General features: G+C 67.8%; 10 protein-coding genes. 5 read left to right on the top strand and 5 right to left on the bottom strand.

Translation table 11 applies throughout. The features are described 5' to 3' along the window. Window positions 1-26 precede the first annotated feature (26 nt). Window positions 27-479, bottom strand: coding sequence for a peroxiredoxin (locus D6860_RS10875; protein ID WP_179949475.1), 453 nt, complete (start codon window positions 477-479; stop codon window positions 27-29). A 95-nt stretch (window positions 480-574) separates the two neighbouring features. Between D6860_RS10875 and D6860_RS10870 the strand changes: the two genes are divergently transcribed. Next, window positions 575-3,874 carry a YhdP family protein gene (locus D6860_RS10870; protein WP_076625062.1) on the top strand — a complete coding sequence of 1,100 codons (3,300 nt, stop codon included), beginning with the start codon at window positions 575-577 and terminating at the stop codon, window positions 3,872-3,874. A 25-nt stretch (window positions 3,875-3,899) separates the two neighbouring features. After that, window positions 3,900-4,949 (top strand): tRNA preQ1(34) S-adenosylmethionine ribosyltransferase-isomerase QueA, encoded by a 1,050-nt coding sequence (gene queA, locus D6860_RS10865; RefSeq protein WP_076625061.1) that lies wholly within the window; start codon window positions 3,900-3,902, stop codon window positions 4,947-4,949. Between the two features lie 7 nt (window positions 4,950-4,956). On the opposite strand, the gene D6860_RS10860 is transcribed toward queA, so the two are convergent. Together D6860_RS10860 and D6860_RS10855 are read right to left on the bottom strand one after the other, a co-directional pair. After that, window positions 4,957-6,261, bottom strand: coding sequence for a Tad domain-containing protein (locus D6860_RS10860; RefSeq protein WP_076625060.1), 1,305 nt, complete (start codon window positions 6,259-6,261; stop codon window positions 4,957-4,959). Beyond that, a complete protein-coding gene (locus D6860_RS10855; RefSeq protein WP_076625059.1) occupies window positions 6,261-6,671 on the bottom strand; it encodes a TadE/TadG family type IV pilus assembly protein in 411 nt (136 codons plus the stop codon). The genes D6860_RS10860 and D6860_RS10855 overlap by 1 nt, the downstream gene beginning before the upstream one ends. A gap of 529 nt (window positions 6,672-7,200) precedes the next feature. On the opposite strand from D6860_RS10855, the gene D6860_RS10850 reads away from it, so the two are divergent. From D6860_RS10850 to lpdA, 3 genes are all read left to right on the top strand, one after another. Further along, the gene (locus tag D6860_RS10850) at window positions 7,201-8,496 is read left to right on the top strand and encodes an MFS transporter (RefSeq protein WP_017467826.1); all 1,296 of its coding nucleotides are present in this window, start codon (window positions 7,201-7,203) and stop codon (window positions 8,494-8,496) included. Between the two features lie 127 nt (window positions 8,497-8,623). Continuing rightward, window positions 8,624-9,205 (top strand): DUF924 family protein, encoded by a 582-nt coding sequence (locus tag D6860_RS10845; RefSeq protein WP_017467825.1) that lies wholly within the window; start codon window positions 8,624-8,626, stop codon window positions 9,203-9,205. A 191-nt stretch (window positions 9,206-9,396) separates the two neighbouring features. Then, on the top strand, window positions 9,397-10,791 hold the full coding sequence (gene lpdA, locus D6860_RS10840) for a dihydrolipoyl dehydrogenase (RefSeq protein ID WP_076625058.1): 1,395 nt from the start codon (window positions 9,397-9,399) through the stop codon (window positions 10,789-10,791). A gap of 129 nt (window positions 10,792-10,920) precedes the next feature. Here the strand turns inward: lpdA and D6860_RS10835 are convergent, their stop codons facing one another. Both D6860_RS10835 and D6860_RS10830 read right to left on the bottom strand, forming a co-directional pair. Then, complete coding sequence (locus D6860_RS10835; RefSeq protein WP_017467419.1) at window positions 10,921-11,496, bottom strand: HD domain-containing protein; 576 nt, start codon at window positions 11,494-11,496, stop codon at window positions 10,921-10,923. Next, a complete protein-coding gene (locus D6860_RS10830; protein ID WP_017467418.1) occupies window positions 11,493-11,723 on the bottom strand; it encodes a hypothetical protein in 231 nt (76 codons plus the stop codon). The genes D6860_RS10835 and D6860_RS10830 overlap by 4 nt, the downstream gene beginning before the upstream one ends. Window positions 11,724-11,727: the final 4 nt, after the last annotated feature.

The following is an 11,727-nucleotide window of genomic DNA, read 5'->3' as shown; positions in this document are numbered from 1 at the left end:
CGCCGCTGCGTTCCGGGGGCCGTAGATCAGAGCGCGCGGGCGGCTTCCAGCACTTCGGCGGCGTGACCGGGCACCTTCACCTTGCGCCACTCCTTCGCGATGGCGCCACTGCCGTCGATGAGGAAGGTGCTGCGCTCGATCCCCATGAACTTTTTCCCGTACATGCTCTTTTCCTTCCAGACGTCGAAGGACTCGCAGACCTCCGAGCCCTCGTCGGACAGCAGCGGCACGGTCAGGTCCTTCTTCTTCATGAACTTCTCATGGCTCGCGAGGCTGTCCTTGGAGATGCCGAAGACCTTGATGCCAGCGGCCTCGAACTCTGGCAGTAGGGCCGAGAATTCCTCGTTCTCCTTGGTGCAGCCCGAGGTGTCGTCACGCGGGTAGAAGAACAGCACGACCGGCGCGGGCTTCAGCGCCGAGAGGGTCACGTCCTCGCCGGTGGTGGCGGGCAGGGTGAAGTCGGGGGCGGTGTCGGTCATGATGTGCTCCATCGTCGGGTTTCTCAAAACTCACCCAAGGGTGTAGAACGCCGGGACGACAAAGCAAAGAACGCAAGGATGGGCACGCGCGGGCCGTGAGCGACGAGGCGAAAACCGAAGACGGCTCTGCAGAGCCCGGCACCCCGTCTGCGCCGCGCGGACGCAAGCGGCGCTGGCTGGGCGGCATTCTCGCCGTGCTGGCGGTTGTGCTCCTGCTGCTGGCGGGGGGCGCGTGGTCGATGCTCGGGCGGCCGATCTCGGCGCCCGACTGGGTGCGGGTGCGAATCGAGCAGCGGCTCGCCGAGGCGGTGCCGGCGCTCGACATCAGCTTCGGCGACATGCGCCTGCTGGTCGATCCCGACGGGCTGGCCCATGTTGCGCTCACCGACGTCGACATCCGCTCGGACACCGGCGCGCAGGTTGCAACGCTCTCGGACATCGAGGCGGGCTTCTCGCCCTCGGCACTGCTGCGCGGCGAGGTGGTGCTGCGCCGGGCGCGGCTCACCGGCGCGATGCTGGCGCTGCGACGCGATGCCCACGGCAAGCTCGGGCTGGCGCTCGGCGACGTTTTCGACTCGGACGCGCCGATGCCGGACCTGCCGACGCTGATCGGCCTGATCGACGGTGCCTTTGCGCGGCCACAGCTGGCCGGCCTGCGCTCGGTCGAGGCCGAGGCGCTGACCATCCGCTACGAGGACGTGCGCGCCGGGCGCGGCTGGACCGCCGACGGCGGCCGGCTGTCGCTCACCCGCGAGGACGGCGCGCTGCGGCTGGCCGGCGACGTGGCGCTGCTCGGGCGGGGCGACACCGCGGCGACGCTCGAGCTGAACGCCGAGAGCCGCATCGGTGAGACCAGCGCCGATTTCGGCATGGCGCTCGAAGGGCTCGATGCGCAGGACATCGCCACGCAGAGCCCGGCGCTTGCCTGGCTGCACGGGCTGCGGGCGCCGATCTCGGGGGCGCTGCGCGGTTCGATGACCGAAGACGGCCAGCTTGGCGCGCTCAATGCCACGCTGCGCATCGGCGCGGGCGTGCTTCAGCCCAACACCCGCACCCAGCCGATCCCCTTTGACCTGGCGCGGACGTATTTCTCCTACAGTCCCGGCAGCGCGACGCTCACCTTCGACGAGATCTCGGTGCGAAGCGCCGTCGGCACGATCCTCGCGGACGGGCGGGCGATCCTGCGCGAGGCCTCGGACGGCTGGCCGCGCAGCATGACCGGGCAGTTCCGGGTCTCGCGCTTCGAGGCCGACCCCGAGGGCTTTCTTGACCGTCCGCTCGCGCTCGACGGGGCCGAGGTGGACTGGCAGCTCGACTTCGAGCCGTTCCGCTTCGAGCTCGGGCGGCTGCGGGTCTCGGACCCGTCGCTGCCGCTGCGGCTGTCTGGGATGCTTGCCGCCGATCCCGAGGGCTGGCGGCTGGCGGTCGACGGCCAGCTCGCAAGGATCGACAAGGACGGGCTGCTGGCCTATTGGCCCGAGCGCATCGCGCCGAAGCAGCGCAAGTGGGTGGTCGACAACATCCACGCCGGGGAAATTCGCGACGGCATCCTTTCACTTCGGCTGGCACCCGGGGGTACGCTCGAGCCCTATATCGATGCGCGGGTGCAGGACGTGTCGCTGACCTACGCGCGGCACCTGCCGCGCCTCGTCGATGCCGACGGGCAGATGACGATCTACGACCATCGCTTCGCCGTGGCGGTCGACCGGGGCCGTGCGGTGCCGCCCGAGGGCGGGTCGCTCGACGCGACGGGCACCACCTTCGTCATCCCCGACATGCGTGAGCGCCCGGCGCGCGGCGAGGTCTCGCTCAGGGCAAGCGGCCCGCTGGTCGCGGCGCTCTCCTATCTCGACAGCCCCAAGCTCGAGGTCATGCAGAAAGCGAACAAGCCGGTGGCGCTCGGCGAGGGGGCGGTCTCGGTCGAGGGGCGCATCGAGCTGCCGCTGAAGAAGGGCGTCCAGCGCGAGGAAATGACGGTCACGGCAACCGGCACCGTGCAGGGCTTTTCCAGCACGGAGGTGGTGCCCGGCCGGACGCTTTCGGCCGACCGGCTGGCGCTTGATCTCGACGACGACCGGCTCGTCATCAGCGGCACGGCCGACATGTCCGGCATCCCCTTCGACGGCCGGTGGGAGCAGTCGCTCATCCCCGGCGAGGGCAGCCGGGTCGAGGGGCAGGTCGCCCTGTCGCAGCCCGTGGTCGAGGCGCTCGGCGTGACGCTCGCAGACGGCACGATTTCCGGGCGCGGCACCGGCGCGCTCAGCATTGCGCTCGACAAGGGCGCACCGCCGCGCTTCTCGCTCACATCGTCGCTCGCCGGGGTGGGGCTGTCGCTGCCGCAGATCGGCTGGCGGCTGTCGCAGAGGCAGACCGGGCGTTTCGAGATCTCCGGGAGCCTCGGAAAGCCGGTGACCGTGGACCGGCTGGCGCTGTCGGGCAACGGGCTCGACACCAGTGGCACGGTGACACTCGACGCGAACGGCAAGTTCTCGCGGCTCGAGCTGCCCCGGCTTAAGGTCGGCGGCTGGCTCGACGGGGCGGCGGTGCTCAGCGCGCGCGGGCAGGGCCGGGCGCCTGCAGTGGCGCTTTCGGGGGCGCTGCTCGACATGCGCCGCGCGCCGTTCGGCACCGGCGGAGGCGGCGCGGGCGGCGGCGGGCCGATCTCGGTGCGGATGGACCGGCTGCAGGTGAGCGACACGATCTGGGTCTCGGACTTCGCCGGCGACTTCTCGACCGCGGGCGGGATCAACGGCGATTTCACCGGCGACGTTGGCGGCACCGCGCCGGTGGGCGGCACCCTCGTGCCGCAGAACGGCAGCACCGCCGTACGCATCCGCAGCCGCGACGCGGGTGACGTGCTCGAAGGGGCGGGCATCTTCCGCAACGTGCAGGACGGCACCTTCGACCTGACCCTGATCCCGGTGCGGGGCGCGCCGGGCAGCTACGACGGGGCGCTCGCCATCAACGGCGCCCGCCTGCAGGACGCGCCGGCGATCACCGGGCTGCTCGACGCGGTTTCGATCGTTGGGCTGATCGACGAGCTGAACGGCCCCGGCATCTTCTTCTCGGAAGTCGAGGCCCGCTTCCGCCTGACCCCGACGCAGGTGATCCTGCGCCGCTCGAGCGCCGTCGGGCCGTCGATGGGCATCTCGCTCGACGGCTACTTCAACCTGCGCGACAAGACGATGGACATGCAGGGCGTGCTGTCTCCGGTCTACATCCTGAACGGCATCGGGCGGCTGTTCTCGCGCAAGGGCGAGGGGCTCATCGGGTTCAACTTCAACCTCGCCGGGCCGGTCGCGGATCCCGGGGTCTCGGTGAACCCGCTTTCGGTCTTCACTCCCGGCATGTTCCGTGACATCTTCCGCCGTCCGCCCCCCACCGTCAGCCAGTAACGCCCCCGAAGAGGCGAAGGACCGCATGAAACTCAGCGATTTCGATTTCGACCTGCCCGAGGATCTCATCGCGACCCGGCCCGCCAGCCCGCGGTCCTCGGCGCGCCTGCTGGTGGCCGACGGCGACCGCATCCAAGACGCCATCGTGCGCGACCTGACCGACTGGCTACGCCCCGGCGACCGGCTGGTGCTGAACGACACGCGGGTGATCCCGGCGCGGCTTTCGGGCACCCGGACCCGCGATGGTGCGCAGGGCACCACGCAGGCCCAGATCGAGCTGACGCTGCTCGAGCCGCGCGCAGACGGCTGCTGGGCGGCGCTGGTGAAGCCGCTAAAGAAGCTGCGCGAGGGCGAGACGGTGGTGTTCTCCGACCGGCTCTCGGCGGTGCTCGAGGCGCGCGAGGAGGGGCAGGGCCTGTTCCGCTTCAACCTTGCCGGCGAGGATTTCGACGCCGCGCTGGCCGAGGCCGGTGCCATGCCGCTGCCGCCCTACATCGCCGCCAAGCGCGCTGCCGACGCGCGCGACAAGGAAGACTACCAGACCGTCTGGGCCGAGCGCTCGGGTGCGGTGGCCGCCCCGACGGCGAGCCTGCACTTCGACGCGCCGCTGCTCGCCGCGCTCGAGGCCCAAGGCGTGACCTTTTCCAAGGTGACGCTGCACGTGGGCGCCGGCACCTTCCTTCCGGTCAAGGTCGATGACGTGACCGCCCACAAGATGCACGGCGAATGGGGCGAGGTCACCGACACCGCCGCCGCCGAGATCGCCGCGACCAAGGCCGCCGGCGGGCGGGTCATCCCGGTCGGCACCACCGCGCTGCGCCTGATCGAGACGGCGGCGCGCGAGACCGGCACCATCGCGCCGTGGCAGGGGGTGACCGACATCTTCATCTATCCCGGCTTCGCCTTCCGCGTCACCGATGCGCTGATGACCAACTTCCACCTGCCGAAGTCGACGCTGATGATGCTGGTCTCGGCCCTGATGGGGCGCGAGCGGATGATGCGGGTCTATGCCCATGCCATCGCCGAGCGCTACCGCTTCTTCTCCTACGGCGACGCATCGCTGCTGATCCCGTGACCTGCGCCTAGCGCAACACCACCGTGTCGGAGTTCAGCATCGTCCGCGCGTTGAGACAGATCGGCAGCATCTGCAGATCGGTCGTGATGTCCGAGACCTCCTCGACCAGCGGGTTGACGAGACCGCCGAGCATGTCGAGCGTGTCGGACACAACGCCGCCGGTGCCCTCGATGGTCTCGTCGATGTATTGCCCCAACGGCGAGTCGGCCGACACCAGCGCCGGAATGCCCGCCACCGCGTCGAGATCGGCGAAGAGCAGCACCTGCACCCCGTCGCCCGGCGCGCAGTCCGGGGAGCCGGTGAGGATCGCATCCGGGGTCACGTCGACCGTGTGAAGGTCTTCCAGCAGCGATGTCAGGTTGCCAACGACAAGGCTCGCGTTCAGCGACACCTCGCCCTCGAAGCGCACGGGGCACTCGGAATAGAGCGCGGCGTTCTCGACCACGAAGCCATCGCCGAGGCGCAGCACCTCGTTCTCGTCGCAGCGCACGTAGAGGCTGCCGTTGCTCACGACCGAGATGTCGTCGAGGTCGTTCAGGCTGACGTTGGAGCTCGCGGCCTTGGCGATCCTTTCGACGTCGTCGGCCTGAAGGGGGCGCGTGACGCCGAAGAGGTCGAGATCCGGAAGGCCGAGCCCGCCGGCCACCAGCTTGTTGAGCACGAAGTCGGTGTCGGCGCTCTTCCACGCTGGCTCGGTGCCGTAGTCAACCGTCGCGTTGGCGTAGAGGCAGACGCCAAGGAAGACATTGCGGGTCGAGACATCGACCCGGGTCTGCAGCGACAGCAGCGGCTCTGGGCAATCGAGCGCCGCGCGGGTGCGGATCTGCGCCACGGCGCGGCCGCTGATGTTCCAGGGCGCGTGACCCAGCAGGTGCGAAAACAGCAGCGGCTCCGGGTTGCCGCGGCGGTCCGTGCGGTTCAGCGTCACGCGCACCGCGTCCGCGAGCTGGTCATCGACGAGATCGGGCAGGGGCACGAAGCTTCGGGTCACCGGATCGACCGTGCCCAGCTCGAAGCTTTCGTGATGCCACGCGTCGGTCAGGCCGGCCGGGGCAAGCCCGGCCGTCGCGATGCGCCGGGCGACCTGCGCGGGGCTGTCGCCCTCGACCGGCTCGGAGGCGCGCACCGCGGCGCTGAGCGCGGCGCTCTCGGCATTGGCCTGCAGAACCTCGCGAACCCTCAGGCCGTTCCCGATGTCGACGGCAGCGCCGCCGAGGGCAAGGCAGGCGGTAAGGATGAAGAGGCTCGCGAGCGTCCCGCTGCCATCTTCGGTGCGCAGCAACCGCGTTGCCCTTGTAAGCAGGATCGGCATCACTCCGGCTCCCGCAGCATGGCGACCTGCGCGCCGATGTCGCCCATGACGTACTGTCCGATGATCGGTGTGAGCGCGGCGCTCGCGGCGTCGAGGCTCACCCGTGCCACGACGTCGGCCGACGTGGTCCGCACCTCGATGTCGTAATCGTCGCGCTGGAAGACGAGCTGGTCGCGCAGGTAGGCCTCGGCCTCGTCGGGGGTGATGCGGTGGATCGAGACCGCGCGGGCGGTGTCGCGGCTGGCGTGCCACATCTCGGCATTGATCATCATCAGGTAGCTGAAATCGATGATCAGCAGGAGGCAGCCGATCAGCAGGGGCGACCAGATGACCACCTCGATGGTAAAGGTGCCGGACTCGTCGTCGCGGAAACGCGCCAGGCCGGTCTTTGCGTGTGTCTTGCTCCTCATTCTCGGACCTTCCTTTTCAGGAGGGGCGGTCCCGCGCCCCGGGTGGATCTTGTCCGTGCCGAGATTTCATGAGGCTTGCGAAACAGGGCGAATTTGCGGCCAATTTGCCGTAATTGCTCCGGAGGGGATCACGGAATGAGTTAATCTCCCGCAAAAACATGAATATTTTATCTTTATTTTTTTGTGCCGCATTGCTGCGTTCACGCAATTTTCGTTCGTAAACGTCTGATTTCCATTTCCTAGGTAAAACAACGGGATTCGCGATGTCCGGGGAAAATGCCACCCCGCTCAGGTCGTCGTTCCGCCCTGAGCCATTCTCTTCAGATGGGTGCAGGATTGCCCCTGCTCGAAAGAGAGCCATGTGGACCCCGGCAACCTGGGGGTGAGCGGGCGGTCTGCCCGGCGGCGCTCGAAACTCTGTAAGTTGCCACATTTCGAACGAGGGGCTTGCCATGACCGAAGGGTGCAGGCAGGGCTGTCCGCGACGACTCTGCGCGGTAAGGGCGCGGAAACGAAGAGGGAGCGAGAGATGATCGACGTCCTGAGACAATCCTGGGCCCTGCTTCTGGGCATGATGCTTCTGATGCTGGGCAACGGCCTGCAGGGCTCGCTTCTCGGCGTGCGTGGCGGCATCGCCGGCTTCTCGGCGTTCGAGATGTCTGTGGTGATGTCGGGCTACTTCGCCGGCTTCCTTGTCGCGTCGCGGGTGACGCCCGGCATGATCCGCCGGGTCGGCCACGTCCGGGTCTTCGCGGCGCTGGGCTCCTTCGTCTCGGCGGTGCTGATCCTCTATCCCGCCTTTCCGCACCCGGTGGCATGGACGGTCGAGCGCATGGTCATCGGCTTTTGCTACTGCGGCGTCTACGTGACCGCCGAAAGCTGGTTGAACAACGCCTCGTCCAACGAATCGCGCGGCCAGGCGCTGTCGCTCTACATGATCGTGCAGATGCTGGGCATCATCTCGGCGCAGGCGATGCTGCTGATCCCCGACCCGTCGGGCTACCTGCTCTTCGTGATCCCGTCGGTGCTGGTCTCGGTGGCCTTCGCGCCGATCCTGTTGTCGATCTCTCCGACGCCCGCCTTCGGCACGACCAAGCGGATGAGCCTGCGCGAACTCTACGCCGCCTCGCCGCTGGGCGTGGTGGGCATGTTCCTGCTGGGCGGTGTGTTCGCGGCGCAGTTCGGCATGGCGCCGGTCTTTGCGACCGAAGCGGGGCTCAAGCTGCAACAGATCTCGATGTTCGTGGCGGCCTTCTTCGTCGGGGCGCTGGTCACGCAGTATCCGCTGGGGTGGCTGTCGGACCGGATGGACCGGCGCCAGCTTGCCGCAGGCGTGTCGCTGGTTGGCGGCCTCGCGGCCGTGCTCGGCGTGATGATGACCGACAGCTTCCCGGTCCTGCTCGTCGCGGCCTTCCTGATCGGCGGCGCGGCCAACCCGCTTTATTCGCTGCTGATTGCCTATACGAACGACTTCCTCGACCTCGACAACATGGCGGCGGCCTCGGCCGGGCTGCTCTTCGTGAACGGCGTTGGCGCCATCGCCGGCCCGATCATCACCGGCTTCGCCATCGAGCGGGTGGGGCCGGGCGGCTTCTTCATGCTGATCGCGGTGCTGATGCTCAGCCTTTCGGCCTACGCAGTCTACCGGATGACCCGTCGCCCGGCGCCGACCGTGGACGAAACCAGCGCCTACACCGCCATGTCGCCGACCGCGACGCCGGTCGCGCTGGAGGCCGCGCAGGAGATCGCCATCGAGGCGATCGAGGCCGCCGAAGCCGAGGCCGAGGCGGAAGCCGAGCGTCGTCAGACCGGAAACTATGACTGATCGGCGGAAAAGGGTCGCTGGAGGAATGTCGTAATTGACAGAATTCGTGACTTTTGTTCGTCTCCAAGGTCTAGGTAACATTTTCCTGACGTTTGCCGTTGGGCGCAGCTGAAAGGAGCGGGAGGCCATGAAGGGGCCCGAGGAAATTCTGGCGTTCTGGCTCGACGAGGTCGCGCCGGAAAAGTGGTACGCTCAGGACGACGCGCTCGATGCGCGCATCCGGAGCGAATTTGAAGAGACGTGGGACGCGGCGATGGAGGGGAACTTCGGCCTCTGGCTGACCTACCCGAGCGGTGCGCTGGCCTACATCATCCTGGTGGACCAGTTCCCGCGCAACATGTTCCGCGGGTCGGGCAAGGCGTTCTCGTCCGACGAGGTGGCGATGGCAGCGGCGAAGCAGGCGATCTGGCGGGGCTGGGATCTCAAGATCGACGAGCCGGCGCGCCAGTTCTTCTACCTGCCGCTCATGCATTCCGAGAACCTCTCGGACCAGGACCGCTGCATCCGCCTGATCAAGGAGCGCATGCCCGAGACCGGTGCATCGAACCTGCTGCACGCACGCGCCCACCGCGAGGTCATCCGCGACTTCGGTCGCTTCCCGACCCGCAACGCGGCGCTCGATCGCGCGAGCACATCGGCCGAGCAGGCCTTCGTCGAGGGCGGCGGCTACGGCGCGACGCTGCGCAAGCTTCAGACCGAGGCGGCGTAATCCTTCGCAAGACGTTGACCCCGAACGCGGAAGACCCGGCGGGCATGGCTCGTTCGGGTCTTTTTTGCATGCACGGGCCGAGCCCAGCCCGGGCCCTGAACGAAGAAAGCCAACCGCTGCGCGCGCTTGTCGTTGAAGCGTTGCGGAAAATGGTTTAATGCCAAACTAATTCGACACGGACGGAGAGAGCCATGGCTTCGCAAAGCTTCGACATGATCGTCATCGGTGCCGGACCCGGGGGCTACGTCGCCGCCATCCGCGGCGCGCAGCTCGGGCTCAAGGTGGCCTGCGTCGAGCGTGAGCACATGGGCGGCATCTGCCTCAACTGGGGCTGCATTCCGACCAAGGCGCTGCTGCGCACTTCCGAGATCTTCCACTACATGCACCGGGCCAAGGAATACGGCCTGTCGGCGGAAAAGATCGACTTCGACCTCGACGCGGTGGTCAAGCGCTCGCGCGGCGTGGCCAAGCAGCTCAACTCGGGCGTCACCCATCTTCTGAAGAAGAACAAGGTGACCTCGATGATGGGCGACGCCACGATCACCGGGAAGGGCAAGGTCTCGGTGAAGACCGAGAAGGGCACCGAAGAGCTGACGGCGAAGAACATCGTCGTGGCGACCGGCGCCCGCGCCCGCGAGCTGCCCGGCCTCGAGGCCGACGGCGACCTCGTGTGGACCTACAAGGCGGCGCTGGAGCCCAAGCGGATGCCGAAGAAACTGCTGGTGATCGGCTCGGGCGCCATCGGCATCGAGTTCGCCAGCTTCTACCACACGCTCGGTGCCGACACGACGGTGGTCGAGGTCATGGACCGCATCCTGCCGGTGGAAGACGAGGAAATCTCGAAATTCGCCAAGAAGCAGTTCGAGAAACAGGGTCTCAAGATCCGCGAGAAGACGATGGTCAAGCAGCTCGACCGGGGCAAGGGCAAGGTGACGGCCCACATCGAGCAGAACGGCAAGACCACCACCGAAGAGTTCGACACGGTGATCTCGGCGGTGGGCATCGTCGGCAACGTCGAGGGGCTTGGCCTCGAGGAGGTCGGCGTGAAGGTCGAGAAGACCCATGTCGTCACCGACCCGATGTGCCGCACCGGCGTCGAGGGCATCTACGCCATCGGCGACGTGGCCGGCGCGCCGTGGCTCGCCCACAAGGCCAGCCACGAGGGTGTCATGGTTGCGGAGCTGATTGCCGGCGGTCACCCGCATGCGGTCGATCCCGATAGCATCGCGGGCTGCACCTACTGCCACCCGCAGGTGGCCAGCGTCGGCATGACCGAGGCGCAGGCGAAGGAGGCCGGCTACAAGATCAAGGTGGGCCGCTTCCCCTTCATCGGCAACGGCAAGGCCATCGCGCTCGGCGAGCCCGAGGGCATGGTCAAGACCGTCTTCGACGAGAAGACCGGCGCGCTGCTCGGCGCCCACATGGTCGGCGCGGAAGTCACCGAGCTGATCCAGGGTTACGTGGTGGGCCGTCAGCTCGAGACCACCGAGGAAGACCTGATGAACACCGTCTTCCCGCACCCGACCCTGTCGGAGATGATGCACGAGAGCGTGCTCGACGCCTGGGGCCGCGCGATCCACTACTGACAAGGGGGGGCAGGGGCGCCGCGTCGCCCTCTCTGCGCCGGACACCAATGCGAAAGGCCGGGGGCGATGCGCGTCCCCGGCCTTCTTCTCTTTCAAAATACCTCCGCCGGAGGCGTCCGGGCATCGCGGTCAGGCGCTGGCGAAGAAGGCTTTCACCCGGGGGTGCAGCCAGTCCCAGAGACCGGGGGCACCGCGGCGGATCTTCGGGGCGAGCTTGGCCTCGAAGGTCTCCAGCGAAACATCGTAGTCGACCCAGCTGCCGCCACCCGACGCGAGGTTGAGGTTGGGCGGCTGGAAGCGGTCGAGGGATTTCGCGAAGCGGGCGTCGGGCGTCTCGTTCGCCTCGAATTCTTCCCAGAGTGCCAGCAGTTCCGTCCCCTGGTCTTCCGGCAGCAGCCCGAAGAGCCGCCGCGCGGCGGCGCGCTCCTCAGCTTCCTTGGCGGTCTCGTCGACCTCGCCGAAGATCGGCGCGTCGCCGGCGTCGATCTCCACGAGGTCGTGGATGAGCAGCATCCGGATCACGCGCAGTCGGTCGACGCCCTCGGGGGCATGCTCGCCAAGCACCATCGCGAAGAGCGCGAGATGCCAGCTGTGCTCGGCCGAGTTCTCGAAACGGCCGTCGTGGTTGCGGGTGGCGCGGGTGATGGCCTTGAGGCGGTCGGCCTCCATGAGAAAGGCCATCTGCGCGTCGAGCCGGGGGCTCATGTCTCGTCGCCGGTGGCCGATCCCTCGAGCCGCTCGAGGATGAACTGGCGTGCCCGGCGTTCCGCCATGCGCACCCGTACCGAGGTGAGATAGGCCTCCTCGAGCGTGGTCGAGGAGGCGCCGATGACCTTGGCGACCTCCATGAAGAAGCGGTCGTCGCCGGTGGCCTTCATTACCTTGAAGGTGTCTTCCGCCAGCCTGTCGGCCAGTTCCTGCGTCAACGACATGGCG

The organism is Salipiger sp. D13, from assembly GCF_003703915.1.
Taxonomy (GTDB): Bacteria; Pseudomonadota; Alphaproteobacteria; order Rhodobacterales; family Rhodobacteraceae; genus Salipiger; species Salipiger profundus.
Note: the sequence above shows the minus strand (reverse complement) of the source record. Positions and strands in the feature narration are given on the sequence as shown.

Coding starts and splice junctions, on each gene's coding strand:
- D6860_RS10875 (WP_179949475.1), bottom strand. CDS start 479: ATGACCGACACCGCCCCCGACTTCACCCTGCCCGCCACCACCGGCGAG.
- queA (WP_076625061.1), top strand. CDS start 3,900: ATGAAACTCAGCGATTTCGATTTCGACCTGCCCGAGGATCTCATCGCG.
- D6860_RS10860 (WP_076625060.1), bottom strand. CDS start 6,261: ATGCCGATCCTGCTTACAAGGGCAACGCGGTTGCTGCGCACCGAAGAT.
- D6860_RS10855 (WP_076625059.1), bottom strand. CDS start 6,671: ATGAGGAGCAAGACACACGCAAAGACCGGCCTGGCGCGTTTCCGCGAC.
- D6860_RS10850 (WP_017467826.1), top strand. CDS start 7,201: ATGATCGACGTCCTGAGACAATCCTGGGCCCTGCTTCTGGGCATGATG.
- D6860_RS10845 (WP_017467825.1), top strand. CDS start 8,624: ATGAAGGGGCCCGAGGAAATTCTGGCGTTCTGGCTCGACGAGGTCGCG.
- lpdA (WP_076625058.1), top strand. CDS start 9,397: ATGGCTTCGCAAAGCTTCGACATGATCGTCATCGGTGCCGGACCCGGG.
- D6860_RS10835 (WP_017467419.1), bottom strand. CDS start 11,496: ATGAGCCCCCGGCTCGACGCGCAGATGGCCTTTCTCATGGAGGCCGAC.
- D6860_RS10830 (WP_017467418.1), bottom strand. CDS start 11,723: ATGTCGTTGACGCAGGAACTGGCCGACAGGCTGGCGGAAGACACCTTC.